The organism is Rhodococcus rhodochrous (assembly GCF_900187265.1).
Taxonomy (GTDB): domain Bacteria; phylum Actinomycetota; class Actinomycetes; order Mycobacteriales; family Mycobacteriaceae; genus Rhodococcus; species Rhodococcus rhodochrous.
The window spans coordinates 5,177,116-5,199,038 of record NZ_LT906450.1 but is presented as its reverse complement, the minus strand read 5'-3'; the positions used below and the strand labels follow the sequence as shown (position 1 = coordinate 5,199,038).

Below are 21,923 nucleotides of genomic sequence, written 5' to 3'. Positions count from 1 at the left end.
CGCCGCGTGAGCGACGACCGGGGATCCGACGCCCGGCCGGTGGTGTCCCCTGCACCACCGGCCGAGGAGCGTCGTTCCCTGGACTGGCGCGACACCCCCGGGCGCACCGACCCGACGGTGTCGCGCCTGACCGCCGTCATCGGCGGTCCGGTGGGCCGGCACGCCGTGCTCGGGCGCACCCGCTTCTTCACTCCCCTGCGGGCGATGTTGCTGCTCGCGGTCGTCTTCCTCGCCTTCGGCTGGTTCACGAAGGCGGCCTGTGTGCAGCAAGGGCCCGTCGGTCCCGACGGCGCGCTCGGCCTGGACTGGAGCGGTAACCGGCAGTACGTGGCGATGTGTTATTCCGACATCGTTCCGCTCTACGGTGCCGAACGGCTCGCCGAGGGCGCCTTCCCGTACCGGACGTCGTGGGAGGAACCCGGCCCCGACGGGCAGATGCAGACCCGGTACATGGAGTATCCGGTGCTCGCCGGTCTCTACCAGTACGGCTCGATGCGCATCGCGAAGGCGTGGGACGCCACACCGTGGCTCCCCGACGCACTGCAGGTCGCGATCTACTTCGCCGTCGTCGCTGTCGGTCTCGCGCTCGCCTGGCTCGTCACGGTGTGGGCCACCGCGATGTCGGCGGGCCGCAGGATCTGGGATGCCGCGCTCGTCGCGGCGTCACCGCTGGTCGTGGTGCACGCCTTCACGAACTTCGACGCCCTGGCCACGGCCTTCGCCGCCGGTGGCCTGCTGGCGTGGGCACGCCGTCGACCGGTTCTCGCCGGCGCCCTGCTCGGCCTCGGCGCGGCGACGAAGTTGTATCCGTTGTTGTTGCTCGGTCCGCTGCTGGTGCTGTGCCTGCGGACCGGCCATCTGCGGTCGTTCGTCCGCACTGCGGGAGCGGCCGCCGCGGCGTGGCTGGTGGTGAACCTGCCGATCATGGTGCTGTACCCGCGCGGATGGGCGGAGTTCTTCCGGCTGAACTCCGATCGCGGAGCGGATCCGGATTCGATCTACAACGTGCTGCACTCGTTCGTGGGCTGGCCGGCCTGGTCGGCCTCGACCTTCAACGGGGTCTCGCTCGTGTTGTTCGCCGCGGCCTGCGCCGCGATCGGGTGGATCGCGCTCACCGCGCCGCGTCGCCCCCGCCTCGCGCAGCTGTGTTTCCTCCTCGTCGCGGCATTCCTGCTCACGAACAAGGTGTGGAGTCCGCAGTACTCGTTGTGGCTCGTGCCGCTGGCCGTGCTGGCCGTACCCCACCGGCGCGCACTGGTCGCCTGGATGACGATCGATGCGTTGGTGTGGGTTCCGCGCATGTACTACTACCTCGGTCCCGATCAGAAGGGGCTGCCGGAGCAGTGGTTCACCGCCACGGTTTTCCTGCGCGATGTCGCCGTCGTGGCGCTGTGCGCGGTCGTGTTGTGGCAGATCCGGCGTCCGGTGCGGGATCCCGTGCGATACGGCTTCGTCGACGATCCGGTGGGTGGGGTGCTCGATCAGGCTCCCGACCGTCCGCCGCGCTGGTTGCCCGCCAGGTTGCGACCTGCTCACCATCGGGTCACGAGAGAAGAATCATCCGAACGATGTATGTCGGAGGCTTCGTCGGCGCCCTAGGCTCGGAGACGAGTACGAGGGGGGAGAATGGCGACCGGCGGACGGAGATTCGGAGCGGGGACGGATGTCACCGCATCACAGTTCACGACGTGTGAGCTGGCGTGGACGGTCGCGGCCGGCGACGCCACCGTGATCCCACGACTCCTGCACGACCTGCATCCGCTCGTGATCGCCTACTTCCGGGCCCGCGCGAAGGCCGCCGGAGGCACCTTCGCCGACGCCGATCGTCTCGCCCTGGCCGCCTGCCGGGCGATCCTCGCCGAACTCACCGCCCCGTCCGGGGCCGACCGACCCTTCCTGCGGTTGGCCTACACGGTGGTCGTCGACGCGGCCGATGCCGCGTTCACGAACCCGCGGGCCTTCCCTCTGACCCGGCTCCAGCAGGAGATCCTCATCCTCCGCACCATTGTGGGCCTCGACTCGCGGCAGACCGCGGTGGCTCTCGCCGTGGCGCCGGGGCGGGTCGGTGTCGAGCAGCACGCCGCGTTGAGTTCCCTGCGCGCAGCCTGAGACCGGGCCGGCGGAGTCCATACCGACAGGCGAACGGACGAACTACACATCCCGGGTGATTTGTCGCTAATATCCGATTTGCCATTTCTGCTACGGGACTGTCGGGGGCCTGTCGACCGCGCCTTGGAGGTTCGCCGTGCCCTGCACTTCCGACGACCCCTGACCTCACGCGCGCCGGCGCGTCACCATTCGCACGGCACCACCCTCGTGCGGTATCACCACTCGTCCAACGTCGTCAGGCCGTCCTGGAGCGCGCGTGCCAGCAGACTCGCCTTCGTCGAGGCGTCCCGTCCGGCTGCCGCGTACTTGAGGCGGATCCGCTGCAGGTGCGTGTTCAGCGTGCCCACCGAGATGAACAGCCGCCTCGCTGCTTCGGTCTTCGAATCCGCTGCCAGCCAGGTGAGCAGAACTTCCTTCTCGCGGGCACTGAGCAGAGGCCGCACGAGGCCGCCGACACGCATTCCGTGGAACGAGGGCGAACGGTGCTGAGCGTTCACGGCGAACCGCCTCTCGGCTGACGAAGAGTCTGGGAACCGGCGCGAATGCGCCACCCCGAATCCTCGTCGCGGTCGATGCGAAGGCCTACGCCCGCGCGTGATCCCGTACGAACTCCGTACAGCCATACATCGCTGAACTGCGGAAACGCAGATTCTTCCCGAGGGAACCGTAGATGACGGAAACAACTGTGGAGGCGGCAGATCCGGCCTCGATCACCTCCCGGGCCGAGTTCGGCCGGGCCCTGACCGCCCTGCGAACCCGAGCGGGACTGTCCATCCGCGACGTCGTCGACGCGTCCGGAGCACTGCACGGCACGGTTGCCGGATGGTTCTCCGGACAGCATCTGCCCACCCGCGCCAGCGAGCCGTCCTTCCGCGCCGTGCTCGCGGCGTGCGGGGTCACCGACGAGACCGGGGCGGACACCTGGATCGCGGCTGCGCGTCGCGCCCGGCAGGCACGGACCAAGCGCCGGGACACCGGTCCGGTCCCCTATCGCGGTCTGTCCTCCTTCGAGGAGGACGACGCCGAGTGGTTCTTCGGCCGCGACGACATCACCGACGACGTTCTCCGCCGGATCCGCGCCGCCGTCGCCGGGCAGGGCCCGCGGGTGATCCTCGTCGTCGGTCCTTCCGGCGCGGGCAAGTCGTCTCTGCTGCGGGCCGGTGTCGCCGCCGCCGTCGCTTCCGACGAGACCGATCTCCGCGACTGGACACCCGTCGTTCTGACCCCCGCGACGGCAGGACCGGACACGCTCTCCGACGCCCTCGAGGTCGATCACCCGACCGTTCTCGTCGTCGACCAGTTCGAGGAACTGTGGACGGCCGGGGAGGAAGAGGACCGCCACGACTTCCTCGAACACCTCGCGCAGCCGGCCGACGACATCGTCGTGGTCCTCGGACTCCGGGCCGACTTCTACGGACTCGCCGCACGGGAACCGCACCTCGTGCCGATCCTCGAGTCCGGGCCCGTCGTCGTCGCACCCATGTCGGCAGCCGAACTCGAATCCGTCATCGTGCAACCGGCGGCCAAGGCGGGGGTGACCGTCCCACCGGAACTGGTGAAGGTGCTGCTGACCGACCTCGCTCCCCGCGCGTCGCGGACGAAGGACGAGCCCGGCACACTCCCACTGCTCTCCCACGCGTTGCTGCGTTTGTGGCAACGGGCCGAGCGCCGGACTCTCACCGTCGCCGACTACACCGCGGTCGGCGGTATCTCCGGCGCGGTCCAGCAGACCGCCGAGGAGCTGTACTCGGAACTGACGCCCGAACAGCAACGACTCACGCGCCGGGTGTTCCTGCGTCTCGTCAATGTCGACGACGACACCCAGACGCGTCGACGCACTCCCCGCAACGAACTGTCCTTCGGGGACGTCGACGCCGTGGACGAGATCGTCGACCGTTTCGCCGACGCTCGCCTGCTGACGGTCGACGAGGATTCCGTCCAGCTGAGCCACGAGGTTCTCCTCACCGCATGGGACCGGCTGCGCGGATGGATCGACGCCGACCGGGCGGGCCTCGCCGTCCATCGCGAACTCACCCGTGCCGCACAGGTGTGGGAGGACAGCGACCGAGACGACACCACCCTGCTCGGCGGTGGCCGGCTCGTCCTCCACGACGACTGGAGTCGCGTCGACGACAACGCCGACGCGCTCAACGACACGGAACGGGAATTCCTCGCCCGGAGCGTCGCGCACCGGGACGCCGAGGTCGAGGCGGAACGTCGCCGGACCAGGGTGCTCCGGCGGCTCGTGGGCGCCCTCACCGCGACGGCGGTGATCGCCCTCGTGCTCGTGATCGTCGCCACCGCAGCCGGAATCAGCGCGCACCGAACGCGCCGACGCCCAGCGCGCACGCGACGACGCGATGTCGCGCCAGATCGCGACCGTCTCGTCGCAGTTGTCGGCCACCGAACCCGCTGTCGCCGCCCAACTCGCCTTGGCCGGTTACCGGGTCGCCGACACCGTGGAGGCGCGCTCGGCACTGCTGGACACCACCGGTGTACGTACCCCCGTGCGTCTGGCAGGACCGGCCGGCCCCCTCCAGGCACGCAGCACACCGGACGGGGGCACTGTGGTCGGTGCTGCATCCGACGGCACGGTGCGATTGTGGGCGGTGGGTGAGACCGGACCGTCGACCACCCCGACCGCGGAATTCGGCGCGGGAGACGGCGCCGCCGAACTCTATGCGCTCGCGGTGTCACCGGACGGCGACGCCGTCGCGGTGGGCGGTCAGGGCGGAATCTGGCTGTGGGACATCCGTGATCGCACCTCCCCGCGGCAGCGGGCGGTGCTCGCGAACTCCGACCACACCGCCTACTCGCTCGAATTCTCCCCGGACGGACGTCGACTCGTGGCCGGGACGGGCTCCGGCACGGTCCTGCGATGGGATACGGATGCCGACGAGGTGACGGAACTGCCCCCGCTCGATCATCCGGCCGAAGGCGCTGTGTATCCGGTCTTCTCGCCCGACAACCGGTGGCTCGTCGTGGCCGGTAGGCAGATGTCGATGCGCGTGTGGGATGCGCAGGCGCAGGATGCCGGCGCGCGACCGGTGTTCGAGACGCTGCCGGACGGGGGCACCGAACATCTCCTGTCGGTGGCATTCTCGCCCGACGGCCGCACGGTCGCGGCCGGCACCACCGGACGTCACGTACTGCGTTGGGACACGACCGATCCCGCGGAACCCGCTCCGCTGGCCGCTCTCGAGGGTTTCACCAGCTATGTCAACGCCGTCGCGTTCGCCCCGGACGGACGTCACCTGGTCGCGGGCAGTTCCGACAACACGGTCCGCATCTGGGCGGACGGAGCGACTCCCGAGGCCGCGGAATCGATCACGACACTGCCCGGTTCGAATCCCGTGACCTCCGTCGACTTCGCCGACGGGGGCCGTGCGGTGCTCACCGCGGCACTGGACGGTTCGGTCGGGTGGTGGCCGGTGCCCGGCCCGGTCCTGCCCGCGGAGGAGGCCGTCTACGTCACTCCCGTCGATGCGGACGGCACCCTCGTCCTCTTCGGTCAGGGACGCTCGAATTCCCTGCCGCTGTGGGACATCACCGATCCCGGTGCGGCGGTGGAACTGCCGTCCCTGAGTCCGCCCGTCGAGGACCGCTTCAGCGGTGCCGCAGCATTGTCGAAGACCGGATCGCTCGCTGTTGCAGGAACATCCGGCGGATCCGTGCACCTGTGGGATCTGGCGGACCCTGCGGTACCGCAGTTCGCAGGGACGGCCGAGAGCGTCGTCACGGGCGTCGTCGGAGTGGTCGAGTTCGCTCCCGGCCGGCCCGTCGTGGCAGTAGCGGCGACGGAGGACGAGAAGGTCGCGCTCGTCGACGTCTCCGATCCGACGGCTCCGCGCGTCGTCGGAACCTTCGAGGCCGACGACTATCCGTACATGCTGTCGTGGCATCCCTCTGCCGACATCGTGGCCGTGGCGAGCGCCGGTGGTCTCGTCGAACTGTGGGATCTCTCGGATCCCACCGATCCGACGCGGATTTCCGAGCTGTCCGGATTCGAGAGTCAGGCGCAGACGGTCGCGTTCGGTGGTGACGGAGAGATCCTGGCCGCGGCGAGCGCCGACCGCAGTGTGCGCCTGTGGAACGTCGCGAACCCCGCTGCTCCACGCGAACTGGCGCGGATCACCGGGCCGGCGGACGCGGTGTACTCGCTGCACTTCTCCCCCGACGGAGACCGTCTCGCGGCCGGCGTCGGCGACGGCGCGGCATGGATCTGGGATGTCACCCGACCGGACTCCCCCACCACCCACGCGGTGCTCACCGCCTACGGAAGCCGGGTCTACGACGCCACCTTCGCGCACGACGGAACAGTGCTCGTCGGAGGCGGCCCGGACCGTTCCGTGCGGCTGTGGCAACTCGATCCCGAGGCCGTCTCGGCGACACTGTGTTCCACCGTCGGCACTCCGGTGACCGAGGACGAATGGGAACGGCACCTGCCCGGTGTGCCCTACCGGCCGCCGTGCGGCGGCACGGCGTGAATCGGGCGGCACGGAAGATGTTCCGACCGAGCCGGATTCATCCGATTGCAGGATGCGCACGCGTCGCACGGCGTGAGAACGTCCTGACGGGGGTTCAACGCATCGATCATCGGAGGAAGCATGTCTCGTAATCGTAGGTCGGGTCTGCGCGCGGTTCTGACGGCCGTTACGGTGGCGGTGGTCGCATTCGGTGCGCCCGTTGCCGCTTCGGCCGCTCCCACGGGCAGCGCCGGCAGCAACGATCTGCCGGGCAGTGTCGCCGATCTGCCCGGCAGCGTGTCCGAACTGCCCGGCAGCGTGGTGGATCTGGGTGGACGAGCGATCGATCTGGGTAGCGCGATCCTGGGCAACGGATCGTCCTTGCCGTCGACCCAGCAGTGCAATCAGTCGCGGCAGTCGGGAGGGGAAGGTGTCACCAGCACCTACCACGAGCTGGGTCGCAGTGGTCCCACGTCGTTCCTGCTGGACTGGGAGACCTTCGACGTTCCCGACCGAATCCAGGTGTTCTACGGTGGTTCCCAGATCCACGACACCGGTCGTATCGGTGACAGCATCAACGAAGGCACCGGATCGGCTGTGGTGAACGTGCCGGCCGGGAGTGCGTCCTCGGTTCTCGTCCGAGTGACCGGTGAGCCCGGGACGGCGTGGGAGTACACGGTCAACTGCCCGATCCTCTGACGGTCAGATCCGTAGGGCGGTGAACGGCGCGACCGGGATGTTGCGTACGACGAACCACACCGCCGTCAGGGCCAGCACGAGGTGCGGGGTCCACCGGTATCGCGTCCACCGCGGCATCGGTGTGCCCCGCACCCGGCTCCACGTCCACAGACCGAAGACCACGGTCAGCACGACCAGCGCGACGAGACCGAGGGCGTTGTAATGCAACGCTGCCGGCACGTCGAGATGGACGAGCGAGTACAGCATCCGTGACGAACCGCAACCGGGACACAGGATTCCGAACAGCGAATAGGTGGGGCACGGCGGAATGATCCCGCCCGGCGTGGTCGGGTCGGCCCACGTTACCGCCGCACACAACGCGACCGCGCCCACGGCGACCGCCATGGGGGCTGCGAGCGCGCGCCTCGTCCTCATCGCACCCGGCGTTCCTCGAGCCGGGCGCGTACCCCGGGCCATTCGTCGTCCGTGAGGGAGAACAGCGCGGTGGTGCGCCAGCTGCCGTCGCGGCGTCTGCGGTGCTTGCGGAGCAGGCCTTCCTCGGTGGCGCCGAGCCGGCGCAGGGCATCGCGCGAGCGGGTGTTGCGTTCGTCGGCGTGCCAGGTCACGCGCACGGCTCCGAGGTCGTCGAATGCGCGCTGCAGCAGAAGCAGTTTCGACTCGCTGTTCACGTGGGTCCGCTGCACTCGTGTCGACAACCAGGTGTAACCGATCACCAGCGTGCGGTAAGCCGGTTCGATCAGGTAGTAGGACGTCGATCCCAGTACCTCGCCGGTCGCCCTGTCGACGATCGCGTAGGGCAGCCGGGACGGATCGGCCACGGCCTCGCGCACGAACGTCCGCGCGTCGTCGAGGTCGCGGATCACGAGGTGCGACCAGGCGAAGATCGCGCCGGGATCGTCGGCGGCCTTCAGTAACCCTTCGGCATGCGCGTCGGCGAGGGGCTCGAGTCGGATACGGGGACCCTCGAGGACGGGATGGTCCGTCCAGTCGTCGTTCATCGCGCTCTCCCGGTCGTCGTCGGACGGCGAGCGTAGCCCGTTCGTTCGGCCGGCTGCCACGGAGTTCTGGGCGGGACGCGCAGGAAGACGAAGAACAGCACGACCAGCAAAACCGCACGTCCCCACACGCCGATGTGGACGAGCGTGAGCGGCAGGGCCATGTCTGTTTCGCCGGCGGTCGCGGCGAACCACCGGAAGATGCCGATGCCGATGGCGAGGTCGGCGAGGAGATAGGCGGCGACGAGACCCCACGGCACGCGCAGCAGGATCAGCATCGGCAGCAGCCAGAGCGTGTACTGCGGTGAGTGCACCTTGTGGAAGAGCATGAAACCGCACAGCATCGCGGCCCCGGCGCCGAGCCACGGGTAGATGCCGTCGCGGAGATATCGGCGCCATCCGAGCCACAGGGCGAGTGCGAACGACAGCGCGACCAGCGCCGGCGACAACTGGGCCACCAGGTCGTTGTACTGCGGAGTGTTCTCGTATTCCTGGTAGCCGCCCATCAGTGGCCGCAGACCCCAGTACCAGATGGAGTTGCTGGTCCCGTCCGCTTCCCGGTTCTGCTGGAAGGCGAACGACGCCCGCCAGCCCTCGTAACCGAGGACCGCGAAGGGCAGGTTGATCGCGGCGACCGTCGCTGCCGCCGCGCCCGCGACGGCGAGGGCGCCGGGGACGTCCCGTTTCCGATCGGGCGAGCTCCCGCCGGTGAGGACGTAGGCGATGAGCGGCAGCACGAAGATGCCCGGATAGAGCTTGAGACAGAAGCCCACGCCCAGCAGCACCGCCGCGACCACTCCTCGAGTCCGCAGCGACCAGCGTTCGATCGTCAGCACCGCGACGGCGGCGACGGTGACCGCCACGACCGGCAGGTCCCAGTTGAGGAAGGCGTAGAGCACGAGCGGCGGCGTGAGCGACCACAACAGCGCCGCCCACCCCGCCATCCGGGCGAGCAACCACGCGGTGACCAGCCCGAAGGGGGCGAGCAACAGCGCCGACTGCAGGAGGAACTCCGCGTCGGTGTGGGCGCCGATGGCCCCGATCCACATGAGCACCCCGCTGAGCACGGGGTACTCGACGGTGCCCCCGGTCAGCGCTCCCGACGAGGTGATGCCCCCGTCGACGAAGGGGAAGACGTGGAGGTTGATGCCGCGGCCGATCCACAACTGCTGGATGTCGGAATAACAGACGTCGGCGTCCTTGATGTCCTCGAACCGCAGCGTGCGGCCCTCGGCGTCGAAGGTGGGGCCGGCGCACCGGGCCTTGTTCAGGTAGCCGAACCACATCATCACCGCGCACGTCAGGACGGCGACGAGCGAGACGGTCCCGGAGCTCGTGCGCATGTCCTCACCCTAGGACAAAACCCCTGCCCGCGACGGTCGGCGATTTCGCTGGTCGCCGGGCCGTCGTGTACCCTTCATGGGTTGCTGACGCAACGACCCTCCTGTCACGGAACGTCCGTGACCGTTCACAGTCCATAGGAGGTGATGAGGTCTTATGCGTCATTACGAATTGATGATCATCCTGGACCCCAGCCTGGACGAGCGCACCGTCGCTCCCTCGCTGGAGACGTTCCTCAACGTCATTCGCCAGGAAGGCGGCAAGGTCGACAAGGTCGACGTGTGGGGTAAGCGCCGTCTCGCCTACGAGATCGCCAAGAACAGCGAAGGCATCTACGCGGTGATCGACATCAGCGCGACGCCTGCTGCCGTTGCAGAGCTGGATCGCCAGCTCGGCCTGAACGAGTCGGTGCTCCGCACCAAGGTTCTGCGCCACGGCAAGTGAGCCTGTCGGCGCCGGGCCGTAGGCTCTGGCGCATCAGGACTCCCCACACTGCAGGAGGAACCACATGGCAGGCGACACCGTCATCACCGTGGTCGGCAATCTGACCGCCGACCCCGAACTGCGTTTCACCCCCGCGGGTGCTGCGGTTGCGAACTTCACCGTTGCATCCACGCCCCGCGTGTTCGACCGTCAGTCCAACGAATGGAAGGACGGCGAGGCTCTGTTCCTGCGCTGCAACATCTGGCGTGAGGCAGCGGAGAACGTGGCCGAGAGCTTGACTCGCGGCTCGCGTGTGATCGTGCAGGGCCGGCTCAAGCAGCGCAGCTACGAGACGCGTGAAGGCGAGAAGCGCACTGTCGTGGAGCTCGAGGTCGACGAGATCGGCCCCTCGCTCCGTTACGCCACGGCCAAGGTCACCAAGGCCGGTCGCGGTGGCGGTGGCGGAGGCTTCGGTGGTTCCTCCGGTGGATCGGGCGGTGGCCGTCCCGCTCAGAACACGAACGTCGGCGGAGACGACCCGTGGGGCGACGCCCCGCAGTCGGGCTCCTTCGGTGGTTCCGGGGACGACGAGCCTCCGTTCTGATCCGACCTCGATCGGAACATCCAAAATTACGGAGAACGACCATGCCTAAGTCGCCCGCGCGCGAGAAGGTTTTGAAGAAGAAGGTCTGCACCTTCTGCAAGGAAAAGAACGTGCAGATCGATTACAAGGACACGACGCTGCTGCGCAAGTACGTCAGCGATCGCGGCAAGATCCGCGCTCGCCGCGTCACCGGCAACTGCGTGCAGCACCAGCGCGACGTCGCTGTTGCTGTCAAGAACTCTCGTGAGGTGGCTCTGCTCCCTTACGTCTCGACGACTCGCTGAGGAAAGGGAGGGACACGATGAAGCTCATCCTTACTGCTGACGTGGACAACCTCGGTGCGCCTGGCGACACCGTTGAGGTCAAGGACGGCTACGGCCGCAACTACCTGCTGCCCCGCGGCCTGGCGATCGTCGCCACCCGTGGTGCCCAGAAGCAGGTCGAGGGCATCCGCCGTGCTCAGGAGGCTCGCGCCGTGCGTGGCCTCGAGCACGCCCAGGAGCTCAAGGCCGCGATCGAGGGCCTCGAGGACGTCTCGCTGAGCGTCAAGACCTCGAGCGACTCGGGCAAGCTGTTCGGCTCGGTCACCGCTGCCGATGTCGCCGGTGCTCTCAAGGCTGCCGGTGGCCCGGTTGTCGACAAGCGCATCGTCGAGCTGCCCAAGGCTCATATCAAGGCGACCGGTAAGCACCAGATCGTCGTGAAGCTGCACCCGGATGTCACCGCGAAGTTCACGCTGAACGTCGTGGCTGCCTGATTCCGGCCCCTCGAGGAGCCCCGCGCCTGGTCGGCGTGGGGCTCCTCGTCGTCTGTGCACAGCCTGTGGATAAACCGGGGGGTAAACCACACCGTTGTGACTCCTCGGAATGTCGTTCGGGGAACGAATGGGTGAACACGCCCGGCCCTCCGACACGCCGAGATTCTTTTTCTCCACAGGTGTGAACAGGCATTTTTCCGCTCCTACCTGCAGTTATGGGAGATGTGAGATGTGTTGTCCCCAGGTTGTGCACATCCGGTGCACAAGGCTGTCCTCCTCTTTCCACAATTCATCCCCAGCTGTGTGCACAACCCGAGTTGTGGAGGGTCATCCGGATCCCTAACGTCGGGCGCACGACTCCACACACAGGATGTCGGTAGGGGCGAGTAGAACCGGACACGAAACCCCGGGTACCGACACCGGGAGTGCGTGCAGGTATCCGCCGGAGCACAGCGCGCCGGACGGGGACATGCGGAGGAAGGCAGGCACTGCAGTGGCCGTCGTTGACGATCGTGGAAATCCCGAATATTCGGGACCTCCCGAGGAACCGAGTGGAGACTTCGGTCGGCAGCCCCCTCAGGATCTCGTGGCCGAGCAGTCCGTGCTCGGCGGCATGCTGCTGAGCAAGGACGCCATCGCCGACGTCCTCGAAGTGCTGAGGCCCGGCGACTTCTACCGTCCGGCCCACCAGGCCGTGTACGACGCGATCCTCGATCTCTACAGCCGAGGCGAACCCGCCGACCCGGTCACCGTGTCGGCCGAACTCGACCGGCGCGGCGAACTCAAGCGTCTCGGCGGAGCCGCCTACCTCGTCACGCTCACCCAGACCGTCCCCACCGCGGCCAACGCCGGCTACTACGCCGAGATCGTCGCTGAGAAGGCCGTCCTGCGTCGTCTCGTCGAGGCGGGCACCCGCATCGTCCAGTACGGCTACGCCGGCGCCGACGGCCAGGACGTCGCCGAGATCGTCGACCGCGCGCAGGCGGAGGTCTTCGAGGTCGCCGAACGACGCACCACCGAAGACTTCGTGCCGCTCGAAGAACTCCTGCAGCCCACGATGGACGAGATCGACTCCATCGCCAGCCGCGGCGGTATCTCCCTCGGCGTGCCCACCGGCTTCGCCGAACTCGACGAGCTCACCAACGGGCTGCACGCCGGCCAGATGATCATCGTCGCCGCACGTCCCGGTGTGGGTAAGGCCCTCGCGCTCGACACTCCCCTGCCCACCCCCACCGGCTGGACCACGATGGGCGAGGTCGGGGTGGGCGACGAACTCCTCGGCGCCGACGGCCGCCCCACCCGCGTCCTCGCCGCCACCGAGGTCATGCACGGCCGTCCGTGCTTCGACGTCGTGTTCTCCGACGGCACCGTGATCGTCGCCGACGAGCAGCACCAGTGGCGCACCGGCGACGGCGCGATCCGCACCACGGGCGAACTCGCCGCCACCGCCGACGCCAGGCACACCGTCGCGAACACCGAGGCACTGTCGTTCCCGGCAACCGAGCTGCCCGTCTCCCCCTTCACGCTCGGTGCGTGGCTCGGCGGCCCGTCGTCCGATCCCGAACTGCACATGCGTATCGACGGCGAAGGTGGCTTCACCAGCGCCCTCGTCGCGCTCGGCGCCCACATCCCCGCCGAATACCAGCGGGCATCCGAACCGCAGCGTCGCGAACTTCTCGCGGGTCTGCTCGACGCCGGTGGAGAGATCGACGACGACGGCACCATCCGGTTCGTCGGCTCGTCCGAGCGACTGGCGCAGGGCGTCGCCGAACTCCTGTCGGGCCTCGGTTACGCACCGGTGCTCGACGGCACCGAGGTCGCCTTCACCACCGACGACGACGTCTTCGTCCTGCCCAGTAAGGCCGTGCGGCACAAGGAATGCCGCGCCACCGTGCCGCGCGAACGCCGCATCGTCGCCGTCCGCCCGGTCCCCTCGGTCCCGGTGCGGTGCGTCGAGGTCGACGGCGACCACATGTACCTCGCGGGTCGCGCGATGGTGCCCACGCACAACTCCACGCTGAGCATGGATTTCATGCGGTCGTGTTCCATCAAGCACGGCATGGCGTCGGTCATCTTCTCGCTCGAGATGGGCAAGACCGAGATCGTCATGCGTCTGCTGTCCGCGGAGGCGAAGATCAAGCTCGGCGACATGCGATCCGGACGGATGACCGACGACGACTGGACGCGTCTCGCCCGTCGCATGAGCGAGATCAGCGAAGCGCCGTTGTTCATCGACGACTCGCCGAACCTCACGATGATGGAGATCCGCGCAAAAGCGCGGCGGCTCAAGCAGAAACACGACATCCGTCTCATCGTCATCGACTACCTGCAGCTCATGTCGTCCGGCAAGAAGGTCGAGTCGCGTCAGCAGGAGGTCTCCGAATTCTCGCGTAGCCTCAAGCTTCTCGCGAAGGAACTCGAGGTTCCGGTCGTCGCGGTGTGTCAGCTCAACCGTGGTCCCGAGCAGCGCACCGACAAGCGGCCGCAGGTCTCCGACCTCCGTGAGTCGGGCTGCCTGCCGGCGTCCACGCGCATCATGCGTGCCGACACCGGTGCCGAGGTCACGCTCGGCGAGCTGCTCGAGTCGGGCGAACAGCCCCTCGTGTGGTCGCTCGACGAACGCATGCGGATGGTCGTCCGGCCGATGGTGAAGGTCTTCCCCAGCGGCCGTAAGGAAGTCTTCCGGTTGGAGCTGGCCTCGGGGCGTCGTGTCGAAGCCACCGCGAACCATCCCTTCCTCACCATCGACGGCTGGATGCCGTTGGGCGAGTTGGTCGCCGGTGAGCGTGTCGCAGTGCCGCGTGCGGTGCCCGCACCCCTCGACGTGATACCCGCATCCGACGACGAGGTGGCAGCTCTCGCGGACACCGCCGTGGCCGGCCGACTGATCCCCACCCGCGCGTTCTCGCTCCCCAAGGAGCAGGTCGCCGAGCTCGTCTGCCACATCTGGGAAGACAGCGGTGAGGTCGCATGGGACGCAGGCGCTGCCGCCGCCGTCGTCCGCTACCGGTCGGCGGATCGTCGTCTCGCCGACGACCTCGCGCGCCTGCTCCTGCGCATCGGCGTGTTCGCGCGGATCACCGATGCCGGCGAGGGCTGTGACCTCACGGTCACCGGGGCGGAGAACCAGGCGGTCTTCCTCCACGACGTGGGCAAGCACGGAACCGCGGCGCAGTGGGTCCTGGCGCAGCTCGGACCGAAGCTCGTCAAGCACAGCCCCGACACCGTCACCCCCGAGATCGAAGCCGAGCTCGGCGAATTGCTCGCCGTCGAGCAGCTCGCTCCGATCGGGCCGGTCGCGTCCGCCACCCCGCGCACCACCGAGGGTGCACGCTCGCGGCTCGCCCGGGTCGCCGATGTCCTCGACACGGCCGACATCGACATGGTCGCCACCAACAACGTGTTCTGGGACGAGATCGTCTCCGTCACGAGTCTCGGCGAGCAGGACGTCTACGACGGAACGGTGCCCGGCACACACAATTTCGTCGCCGACGGTATCGCGGTGCACAACAGCCTCGAGCAGGACGCCGACATGGTCATCCTGCTGCACCGCCCCGACGCGTTCGAGCGCGACGACCCGCGTGGTGGCGAGGCCGACCTCATCGTCGGCAAGCACCGTAACGGCCCGACCGCGACCATCACCGTCGCGCACCAGCTGCACCTGTCGCGGTTCGTGGACATGGCGCGCGGCTGATACGAGTCGTCGCCCCGCCCGTCGGCGGGGCGACAGATCGAGTCCCGAGGACGTGGAACCTTCGGCGAACGACGTTCAGCAGCAGGTAGGTGCGACTCCTGTCGTCGAAGGTTCGTTCTGGCGCTCGTCTGCCGTGCCCGCGGTGCAGCACGCCACGTCGCCGGTCTCTCGCGGGCCGTCGAGATGCTGCGGGCTCGACCCGAAGGTCTCCGAATCTGCCAGGACGGTGGACACCTCCCACTTCTCCCCTGCCGGACCCGTCACCCACGCCTTGTCCTGCGTGGCGTAGCAACAGGTCGTGCCCATCTCCTCGTCGGCGAACAGGCCCGCCTCGGTCAATCGGGCGATCTCGGTGTGCACCTTCTCGGACGAGTCGACCTCGACCCCGAGGTGGTTGATCGTGCCGCCCTTGCCGGGGTTCTCGAACAGCACCAGCTTCAACGGCGGATCGGCGATCGCGAAGTTGGCGTAGCCCGGTTCGAGCTTGGCCGGTTCGGTGCCGAACAGTGTCGAGTAGAAGGCGACCGCTTCGGGCAGGTCCTCGACGTTGAGGGCGAACTGGATGCGTGACATGACTTCCTCCTGTGTGACATATATCGAATTACCGCTCACAGGATGCTCCTGTATTTCGACATATGTCAAGAAGGTAGTTAGGCTCGAATCATGCCGAAAGCATTGCCCGTGATCGATGTCCGCGCCCCGATCTGCTGCGAGCCGGTATCGGCCGCGCCGATGAGCGACGACGCCGCCCTCGAGGTCGCGTTGCGGCTGAAGGCCCTGGCCGACCCGGTGCGCATCAAGCTCATGTCGATCCTGCTCACCGCCGACGAAGGTGCGGTGTGCACGTGCGATCTCGCCGCCGGTGTGGATCTGGCGGAATCCACGGTGAGTCATCACCTCGGACAACTGCGCAAGGCGGGCATGGTCGAATCCGAGCGGCGCGGGATGAACGTCTATCACCGTGCCTGCTCCGAGTCCCTCGAGGCGCTCAGGGTCGTCCTGGATCCGAACTGCTGCCGCTGACGGTCGCAGACATATCCTCGAGATGGAGAAGCGGCGAGGAAGGTAGTGATGACGTTCATCAAGATGTGCGGACTGCAGGACGAGGCGACGGTCGATCTCGCCGTCGAACTGGGCGTCGACGCGGTCGGTTTCGTCCTCGTGAAGAGCCCTCGTCGCATCTCTCCCGACCGGGCCGCGACGCTCCGCACCCGCGTGCCGGCGGGAACACTCGCCGTCGGCGTCTATGTGAATGCGTCCCTCGACGAGATCATTGCGACGGCCCGGGCTGCGAATCTCGATCACGTCCAGGTGCACGACCTGCGATCGCCCGACGACGTGCGCGTGCTGCACGACGCGGGATTCACGGTGATCCGCGCGATCAACACCGGAGGAGCCGAGGCGCTGTCGGAGGACTTCGGCGCCGACCTGTTGCTCGTCGACGGCGCAGTCGCCGGTGCCGGGAAGACATGGGACTGGCAGGACCGCAGTGCCCTGCCGTCCGGCCGGTGGGTCCTTGCGGGCGGGCTGAACCCCGACAACGTCGAGAGGGCACTTTCCACGTCCGGGGCGTGGGGTGTCGACGTCTCCAGCGGCATCGAGGCCGAGCGCGGCGTCAAGGATCCGGGTCTCATGCGGGCGTTCGCGCAGGCGGTCCGGAGAAACGCCTCGGAGTGACCCGTCCGGGGGATCCGGCGGCGTCAGTGCGCGGCGTCGGCCTTCTTCCGCCGCGGGATCAGGTGCATGATCAGCACGACGATCGCACCGACGACCAGGCCCACCAGAGCGGATGCCACGGTCCCCGCGGTCCACGACAGCACGCCGCCGAATCCGCCGTGCACGAGCTCGCCGAACCAGTGCTCGAGATCGTGCAGACGATCCGCAGGCCAATGGAATCCGGCCTCGCCGACGTTGACGAGCAGGATGTGCCCACCGACCCACAGCATGGCGGCGATGCCGACCACGGTGAGAACGGTCATCAGCTTCGGCATCGCCGTCACGAGACCGCGACCGACGCGCTGAGCGAAAGTGGACTTCCGTTTCGCGAGCGCCAGGCCGACGTCATCCATCTTCACGATCAGGGCGACCACGCCGTACACCAGGACGGTAATGAGGACGGCGACGACGATGAGGACGAGCAGGCGGGTCAGGAAGGGTTCGTCCTCGACCGAGGCCAGCGAGATCACCATGATCTCGGCGGACAGGATCAGGTCGGTGCGGATCGCGCCGCCGATCATGGCCTTCTCGAACTCGGGACCCTTCTCCGCTGCGGTGGCCTCTTCTTCGTGGTGGCCGCCGGTGAGCGCTTCGTAGACCTTCTCGGCGCCCTCGTAGCAGAGGAACAGACCACCGGCGATGAGCAGATACGGCAGGGCCTGCGGGAGGAACTGACTCAGGATCATCGCGACCGGCAGGATGATCAGGAGCTTGTTGCGGATCGACCCGATCGCGATCTTGCGGATGATCGGCAGTTCGCGATCGGGGGTGAACCCGTGCACGTAGCGGGGGGTGACGGCCGTGTCGTCGACCACCACGCCCGCTGCCTTGACGCTCGCCCTGCCGGCTGCGGCGCCGATGTCGTCTATGGATGCCGCGGCTGCCTTCGCAAGTACCGCGACGTCGTCCAGAAGGGCGACGAGACCACCAGCCACGGGAACCTCCCACAGTTCGGCTGCACCGAGCCGATCGACCGACACGCGATTACGAGTCGTCTCGGAACGCTACCGGACCTGCGATGACGTGCAACGCGGTGTCCGGAGCATGTCGGGGACGACTTCGTCCACACCGAGCGCCCTACGCGGACGCCCGGCGTGACAGGCCTGTGGGTACCCGGTGGATGCGGTTACCGAACTCGATCATGCCGGCGACGTCAGTTCGGCGATCAACGCCTCGACCTTCGCCCGGATCTCGTCACGGATCGGACGCACGGCGTCGATTCCTCGTCCGGCCGGGTCGTCGAGCACCCAGTCCCGGTAGGACGTACCGGGGAATACCGGGCAGGTGTCGCCGCATCCCATCGTGATCACGACGTCGGAGGCCTGCACGGCGTCGGCGGTGAGGATCTTCGGGTTCTCGCCGGAGATGTCGATTCCGACCTCGGCCATCGCCGCGACCGCAGCAGGGTTCACCTCCTCGGCGGGTGCGGACCCGGCGGAACGGACTGTGATGCGGTCCCCCGCGAGACGGCTCAGGAACCCGGCGGCCATCTGGGACCGACCGGCATTGTGCACACACACGAACAACACCGACGGGACCGTGGTCACGACGCACCTCCGGCGCGTGCGGCGAAACGTGTGCGCAGAGCCAGAGCCACGTACACGAGTGCGACGAGGACGGGCACTTCGATGAGGGGGCCGACGACTCCCGCCAGTGCCTGCCCGGACGCGACCCCGAACGTGCCGATCGCGACGGCGATGGCGAGCTCGAAGTTGTTGCCCGCGGCGGTGAAGGCGAGTGTGGTGGTGCGTTCGTAGCCGAGTCCTACTGCAGCGCCGAACAGATACCCGCTCCCCCACATGATCGCGAAGTACGCCAGCAGGGGCAGCGCGATGCGTACGACGTCGAGTGGTCGCGAGGTGATCTGTTCACCCTGCAGCGCGAACAGGACCACGATGGTGAACAGCAGTCCGTACAGCGCCCACGGTCCGATGCGCGGCAGGAAGGTCTGCTCGTACCAGCTGCGGCCCTTGGCCTTCTCGCCGAATCGACGAGTGAGGAAACCGGCGACGAGCGGGATCCCGAGGAAGATCAGCACGGATTTCGCGATCTCCCACGGGGAGACGTCGAGACCGGTCTGCTCGAGGCCGAGCCATCCGGGCAGCACCGACAGGTAGAACCAGCCGAGAGCGGCGAACATGATCACCTGGAAGACCGAGTTGATCGCGACCAGCACGGCTGCGGCTTCCCGGTCGCCGCACGCGAGGTCGTTCCAGATGATCACCATCGCGATGCAGCGCGCGAGGCCGACGATGATCAGACCGGTGCGGTATTCGGGCAGATCCGGCAACATCAGCCACGCGAGCGCGAACATCAGTGCGGGACCGACGATCCAGTTGAGGATCAGCGACGAGATCAACAGGGTGCGGTCGCCGGTGACCGTGTCGAGACGGTCGTAGCGCACCTTCGCCAGCACCGGGTACATCATGATCAGCAAGCCGAGGGCGATCGGCAGCGAGATCCCGTCGATCTCGATGAAACCCAGGGCTTCTCCGAGTCCGGGAATCATGCGGCCGAGCAGCAGGCCGACGACGATGGCGGTGCCGATCCACACGGGAAGGAAGCGGTCGAGTGTCGACATCCTGCCCATCACGGGAGTGTCCACCGCAGTTCGCTCACTCATGCGGGTACCTCGATCGACTCGATCCCGAGTACATCGGAGAGTTGCCGTAGTGCAGCCGGAACCACCCAGTAGTACACCCAGGTGCCGCGACGCTCGCACTCGAGCAGGCCTGCCTCGCGCAGAACTCTGAGGTGGTGCGAGATCGTCGGTTGGGACAGATCGAACGATCCCGAGATATCGCATACGCACGCCTCACCGCCGGCATGACTCGCGACGAGCGACAGCAACCGCAGACGCACCGGATCGCCGAGGGCCTTGAACATCCGGGCGAGGCCGACGGCGCGATCGCCCGTCAGGGGTTCGCGCACGAGCGGAGAGCAACACGCGTCGTCACTCACGAGATCTTGATTCGACACACGTCTATATTGACAGATGTCGAAGCCGTCCACGGATCCGGGTGGTGAGGCCGTCCGGATCGGACACGCAACAATGGCGGCATGGCCAACTCGCCGTCCGGTGACTCGATGCTCGATCGCGTCGTTCGCATCCTCGAGTCGTTCGACGACACCCAACCCCGCCTGACGGTCGGGAGTCTTGCCCGCAGGTCCGGCATCCCGCAGGCCACGGCCTATCGGCTCGTCGGCGAGTTGGTGCAGCACGGTCTGCTCACCCGGGACGACGACGGGCGGGTGCGGCTCGGTCTGCGCCTGTGGGAACTCGTCGCGCGCAGCGCACCCGCGCGCGATCTGCGGGAGGCGGCACTGCCCTTCCTGCAGGACGTGCAGTCGGTGGTGCACCAGCACACCCAGCTCGCGGTCCTGCAGGACGACGAGGTCCTCGTCCTCGAACGGCTGTCGGCGTCCGATTCGGTGGTCAACCAGGCCTCGGTCGCGCGTCGGCTCCCCGTCCACGACACGTCGCTGGGCATGTCGATGCTCGCGTTCTCACCTGCGGAGGTGCAGGAAGCCTATCGGCGACGACATCCCGAGGTGGAGAAGCGTTTCGCTGCGACGACGAGAGATTTCCGTCGCGCGCTCGCGGAGGTCCGCCGACGGGGTTATGCGCGCTTCGACGGTGTGCTCGACGAGGGCACCACGGGCATCGCGGTGCCCGTCCTCGCACGGTCGGGTCATGCACTGGCGGCGCTCGGCGTGGTGGTGCCCACCGGCGCGTCCCGGCAGCAGGCCGTCGTGCCTGTCCTCATGGCCGCTGCCCGCGGCATCGCGCGCGGAGTGGGCGAGCGTCCCCCGGACTGACCAGGTCGTTTTCTCATTGAACGAGAAGTCGACGTGTGCGGTGGGAGAGGCGCACGACACTCGATGCGACGCGAATCGGATACGCGCAGCGAAGGACGAACACATGAACGCAACCCGCACGGTCGTCACCACCGAAGTCGGCATCGTCGGCGGCGGCCCGGCAGGTCTCATGCTCTCCCACCTCCTCGCGAAGGCGGGGATCGACAACATCGTCGTCGAGAAGCGTGATCACGAGACCATCCGGACCACCCACCGTGCGGGCATCCTCGAGCACGGCTCGGTGTCGCTGCTCACCGAGAGTGGAGTCGACACCCGTGTCCTGAACGAAGGGCACCGCCACGACGGCATCGATCTGCGCTTCGGAGGCGAGAGTCACCGTATCGATTTCCGGGACCTCGTGGGTGAGTCGGTGTGGTTGTATCCGCAGAACGAGGTCTTCGTCGACCTGGCCGCCTCGCGCGAACGCGACGGTGGTGATGTGCGCTACAGCTCTTGCGACACAGAGGTTCTCGACATCACCACCGACACACCGAAGATCCGGTTCACCGAATCCGACGGCACGCCGGTCGAGATCCGGTGCCGCATCCTCGTCGGAGCCGACGGATCACAGAGCATCTGCCGCAAGGCGATTCCGGGCGACGTCCGCACCGACCACTTCATCGAGTACCCCTTCGCATGGTTCGGGATCCTCACAGAGGCTCCGCCGAGCGCACCCGAATTGATCTATGCGCGTTCGGATCATGGATTCGCCCTCATCAGTCAACGCAACGAGTCGGTGCAGCGGATGTACTTCCAGTGCGATCCGTCCGAGGACGCGTCGACGTGGAGCGAGGAGCGGATCTGGGACGAGCTGCAGAGGCGTGTCGACGGCCCCGACGGTTTCGAGCTGGAGCGCGGCCGGATCTTCGAGCAGATGGTCCTGCCCTTCCGCTCGTATGTGTGCGAACCGATGCGGCACGGAAACCTGTTCCTGGCAGGCGATGCCGGGCACACCGTCCCGCCGACCGGTGCGAAGGGGCTCAATCTCGCCCTGGCCGACGTCCGGGTGCTCTTCCGCGCGCTCGACTCGTTCTTCTCCACCGGTTCGTCCGATCTGCTCGACGCCTACAGCGACACGGCGCTGGAGCGCGTGTGGAAGGCGCAGAACTTCTCGTACTGGATGACCTCGATGCTCCACACCCGTGAGGACGCAACGTCGTTCGAGAACAAGCGGGCACTGGGTGAACTCGCCGCGGTCGTCGGCTCCCGGTACGGGCAGCAGTATCTCGCGGAGGCGTACACGGGCTGGCCCGACCGCTGA

At 67.6% G+C, this 21,923-nt stretch carries 23 protein-coding genes; 14 read left to right on the top strand and 9 right to left on the bottom strand.

The window, feature by feature from the left end; genetic code table 11:
- Window positions 1-6: 6 nt before the first annotated feature.
- Both CKW34_RS23855 and CKW34_RS23850 read left to right on the top strand, forming a co-directional pair.
- Window positions 7-1,599 (top strand): glycosyltransferase family 87 protein, encoded by a 1,593-nt coding sequence (locus CKW34_RS23855; protein ID WP_059381881.1) that lies wholly within the window; start codon window positions 7-9, stop codon window positions 1,597-1,599.
- Between the two features lie 27 nt (window positions 1,600-1,626).
- Window positions 1,627-2,109: a hypothetical protein gene (locus CKW34_RS23850; protein WP_059381880.1), complete on the top strand. Its 483-nt coding sequence runs from the start codon at window positions 1,627-1,629 to the stop codon at window positions 2,107-2,109.
- 215 nt (window positions 2,110-2,324) lie between these two features.
- Here the strand turns inward: CKW34_RS23850 and CKW34_RS23845 are convergent, their stop codons facing one another.
- Entirely contained in the window at window positions 2,325-2,606 is a 282-nt protein-coding gene (locus tag CKW34_RS23845; protein WP_064059903.1) for a response regulator transcription factor, read from the bottom strand.
- A gap of 173 nt (window positions 2,607-2,779) precedes the next feature.
- On the opposite strand from CKW34_RS23845, the gene CKW34_RS24745 reads away from it, so the two are divergent.
- The 3 genes from CKW34_RS24745 (at window position 2,780) to CKW34_RS23835 (ending at window position 7,274) form a co-directional block, all read left to right on the top strand.
- Complete coding sequence (locus CKW34_RS24745; RefSeq protein WP_228525957.1) at window positions 2,780-4,726, top strand: nSTAND1 domain-containing NTPase; 1,947 nt, start codon at window positions 2,780-2,782, stop codon at window positions 4,724-4,726.
- Entirely contained in the window at window positions 4,617-6,596 is a 1,980-nt protein-coding gene (locus CKW34_RS24740) for a WD40 repeat domain-containing protein (RefSeq protein ID WP_331717196.1), read from the top strand. Before CKW34_RS24745 ends, CKW34_RS24740 begins: the two co-directional genes overlap by 110 nt.
- 120 nt (window positions 6,597-6,716) lie before the next feature.
- On the top strand, window positions 6,717-7,274 hold the full coding sequence (locus tag CKW34_RS23835; RefSeq protein ID WP_059381879.1) for a hypothetical protein: 558 nt from the start codon (window positions 6,717-6,719) through the stop codon (window positions 7,272-7,274).
- Window positions 7,275-7,277: 3 nt separating this feature from the next.
- Here the strand turns inward: CKW34_RS23835 and CKW34_RS23830 are convergent, their stop codons facing one another.
- Genes CKW34_RS23830 through CKW34_RS23820 form a run of 3 tightly spaced genes read right to left on the bottom strand, consistent with a single transcriptional unit; the run spans window position 7,278 to window position 9,612 of the window.
- Entirely contained in the window at window positions 7,278-7,658 is a 381-nt protein-coding gene (locus CKW34_RS23830; RefSeq protein WP_080968206.1) for a DUF2752 domain-containing protein, read from the bottom strand.
- A gap of 26 nt (window positions 7,659-7,684) precedes the next feature.
- Window positions 7,685-8,272 (bottom strand): GNAT family N-acetyltransferase, encoded by a 588-nt coding sequence (locus tag CKW34_RS23825; protein ID WP_059381877.1) that lies wholly within the window; start codon window positions 8,270-8,272, stop codon window positions 7,685-7,687.
- Window positions 8,269-9,612 carry a glycosyltransferase 87 family protein gene (locus CKW34_RS23820; protein ID WP_059381876.1) on the bottom strand — a complete coding sequence of 448 codons (1,344 nt, stop codon included), beginning with the start codon at window positions 9,610-9,612 and terminating at the stop codon, window positions 8,269-8,271. Before CKW34_RS23820 ends, CKW34_RS23825 begins: the two co-directional genes overlap by 4 nt.
- 154 nt (window positions 9,613-9,766) lie before the next feature.
- On the opposite strand from CKW34_RS23820, the gene rpsF reads away from it, so the two are divergent.
- The 5 genes from rpsF (at window position 9,767) to dnaB (ending at window position 15,088) form a co-directional block, all read left to right on the top strand.
- Entirely contained in the window at window positions 9,767-10,054 is a 288-nt protein-coding gene (rpsF, locus tag CKW34_RS23815) for a 30S ribosomal protein S6 (protein ID WP_006550802.1), read from the top strand.
- A 64-nt stretch (window positions 10,055-10,118) separates the two neighbouring features.
- On the top strand, window positions 10,119-10,637 hold the full coding sequence (locus tag CKW34_RS23810; protein WP_006550801.1) for a single-stranded DNA-binding protein: 519 nt from the start codon (window positions 10,119-10,121) through the stop codon (window positions 10,635-10,637).
- 41 nt (window positions 10,638-10,678) lie between these two features.
- Window positions 10,679-10,921 carry a 30S ribosomal protein S18 gene (gene rpsR, locus CKW34_RS23805; protein WP_006550800.1) on the top strand — a complete coding sequence of 81 codons (243 nt, stop codon included), beginning with the start codon at window positions 10,679-10,681 and terminating at the stop codon, window positions 10,919-10,921.
- 17 nt (window positions 10,922-10,938) lie between these two features.
- Window positions 10,939-11,394: a 50S ribosomal protein L9 gene (gene rplI, locus CKW34_RS23800; protein ID WP_026061132.1), complete on the top strand. Its 456-nt coding sequence runs from the start codon at window positions 10,939-10,941 to the stop codon at window positions 11,392-11,394.
- A 469-nt stretch (window positions 11,395-11,863) separates the two neighbouring features.
- Complete coding sequence (dnaB, locus tag CKW34_RS23795; protein ID WP_080968205.1) at window positions 11,864-15,088, top strand: replicative DNA helicase; 3,225 nt, start codon at window positions 11,864-11,866, stop codon at window positions 15,086-15,088.
- 75 nt (window positions 15,089-15,163) lie between these two features.
- On the opposite strand, the gene CKW34_RS23790 is transcribed toward dnaB, so the two are convergent.
- Complete coding sequence (locus CKW34_RS23790) at window positions 15,164-15,661, bottom strand: ArsI/CadI family heavy metal resistance metalloenzyme (RefSeq protein ID WP_059381874.1); 498 nt, start codon at window positions 15,659-15,661, stop codon at window positions 15,164-15,166.
- 90 nt (window positions 15,662-15,751) lie between these two features.
- Between CKW34_RS23790 and CKW34_RS23785 the strand changes: the two genes are divergently transcribed.
- On the top strand, window positions 15,752-16,111 hold the full coding sequence (locus CKW34_RS23785) for an Rv2640c family ArsR-like transcriptional regulator (protein ID WP_059381873.1): 360 nt from the start codon (window positions 15,752-15,754) through the stop codon (window positions 16,109-16,111).
- Window positions 16,112-16,159: 48 nt separating this feature from the next.
- Entirely contained in the window at window positions 16,160-16,765 is a 606-nt protein-coding gene (locus tag CKW34_RS23780; RefSeq protein WP_016692166.1) for a phosphoribosylanthranilate isomerase, read from the top strand.
- Window positions 16,766-16,788: 23 nt separating this feature from the next.
- Here the strand turns inward: CKW34_RS23780 and CKW34_RS23775 are convergent, their stop codons facing one another.
- From CKW34_RS23775 to CKW34_RS23760, 4 genes are all read right to left on the bottom strand, one after another.
- The gene (locus CKW34_RS23775) at window positions 16,789-17,739 is read right to left on the bottom strand and encodes a DUF808 domain-containing protein (protein WP_174479605.1); all 951 of its coding nucleotides are present in this window, start codon (window positions 17,737-17,739) and stop codon (window positions 16,789-16,791) included.
- A gap of 204 nt (window positions 17,740-17,943) precedes the next feature.
- A complete protein-coding gene (locus tag CKW34_RS23770; RefSeq protein ID WP_059381871.1) occupies window positions 17,944-18,351 on the bottom strand; it encodes an arsenate reductase ArsC in 408 nt (135 codons plus the stop codon).
- Window positions 18,348-19,427 carry an ACR3 family arsenite efflux transporter gene (gene arsB / locus CKW34_RS23765; protein WP_059381870.1) on the bottom strand — a complete coding sequence of 360 codons (1,080 nt, stop codon included), beginning with the start codon at window positions 19,425-19,427 and terminating at the stop codon, window positions 18,348-18,350. The genes CKW34_RS23770 and arsB overlap by 4 nt, the downstream gene beginning before the upstream one ends.
- Complete coding sequence (locus tag CKW34_RS23760; protein WP_059381869.1) at window positions 19,424-19,783, bottom strand: ArsR/SmtB family transcription factor; 360 nt, start codon at window positions 19,781-19,783, stop codon at window positions 19,424-19,426. The genes arsB and CKW34_RS23760 overlap by 4 nt, the downstream gene beginning before the upstream one ends.
- A gap of 81 nt (window positions 19,784-19,864) precedes the next feature.
- Here CKW34_RS23760 and CKW34_RS23755 point away from each other — a divergent pair, with 81 nt between their 5' ends.
- Both CKW34_RS23755 and CKW34_RS23750 read left to right on the top strand, forming a co-directional pair.
- Window positions 19,865-20,623, top strand: coding sequence for an IclR family transcriptional regulator (locus tag CKW34_RS23755; protein ID WP_059381868.1), 759 nt, complete (start codon window positions 19,865-19,867; stop codon window positions 20,621-20,623).
- A gap of 103 nt (window positions 20,624-20,726) precedes the next feature.
- Complete coding sequence (locus CKW34_RS23750) at window positions 20,727-21,923, top strand: 4-hydroxybenzoate 3-monooxygenase (RefSeq protein WP_059381867.1); 1,197 nt, start codon at window positions 20,727-20,729, stop codon at window positions 21,921-21,923.

Coding starts and splice junctions, on each gene's coding strand:
- CKW34_RS23830 (WP_080968206.1), bottom strand. CDS start 7,658: ATGGCGGTCGCCGTGGGCGCGGTCGCGTTGTGTGCGGCGGTAACGTGG.
- CKW34_RS23755 (WP_059381868.1), top strand. CDS start 19,865: ATGGCCAACTCGCCGTCCGGTGACTCGATGCTCGATCGCGTCGTTCGC.
- CKW34_RS23780 (WP_016692166.1), top strand. CDS start 16,160: ATGACGTTCATCAAGATGTGCGGACTGCAGGACGAGGCGACGGTCGAT.
- CKW34_RS23825 (WP_059381877.1), bottom strand. CDS start 8,272: ATGAACGACGACTGGACGGACCATCCCGTCCTCGAGGGTCCCCGTATC.
- dnaB (WP_080968205.1), top strand. CDS start 11,864: ATGCGGAGGAAGGCAGGCACTGCAGTGGCCGTCGTTGACGATCGTGGA.
- CKW34_RS23785 (WP_059381873.1), top strand. CDS start 15,752: ATGCCGAAAGCATTGCCCGTGATCGATGTCCGCGCCCCGATCTGCTGC.
- CKW34_RS23750 (WP_059381867.1), top strand. CDS start 20,727: ATGAACGCAACCCGCACGGTCGTCACCACCGAAGTCGGCATCGTCGGC.
- rpsR (WP_006550800.1), top strand. CDS start 10,679: ATGCCTAAGTCGCCCGCGCGCGAGAAGGTTTTGAAGAAGAAGGTCTGC.
- rplI (WP_026061132.1), top strand. CDS start 10,939: ATGAAGCTCATCCTTACTGCTGACGTGGACAACCTCGGTGCGCCTGGC.
- CKW34_RS23850 (WP_059381880.1), top strand. CDS start 1,627: ATGGCGACCGGCGGACGGAGATTCGGAGCGGGGACGGATGTCACCGCA.
- rpsF (WP_006550802.1), top strand. CDS start 9,767: ATGCGTCATTACGAATTGATGATCATCCTGGACCCCAGCCTGGACGAG.
- CKW34_RS23810 (WP_006550801.1), top strand. CDS start 10,119: ATGGCAGGCGACACCGTCATCACCGTGGTCGGCAATCTGACCGCCGAC.
- CKW34_RS23835 (WP_059381879.1), top strand. CDS start 6,717: ATGTCTCGTAATCGTAGGTCGGGTCTGCGCGCGGTTCTGACGGCCGTT.
- arsB (WP_059381870.1), bottom strand. CDS start 19,427: ATGAGTGAGCGAACTGCGGTGGACACTCCCGTGATGGGCAGGATGTCG.
- CKW34_RS24745 (WP_228525957.1), top strand. CDS start 2,780: ATGACGGAAACAACTGTGGAGGCGGCAGATCCGGCCTCGATCACCTCC.
- CKW34_RS23790 (WP_059381874.1), bottom strand. CDS start 15,661: ATGTCACGCATCCAGTTCGCCCTCAACGTCGAGGACCTGCCCGAAGCG.
- CKW34_RS23820 (WP_059381876.1), bottom strand. CDS start 9,612: ATGCGCACGAGCTCCGGGACCGTCTCGCTCGTCGCCGTCCTGACGTGC.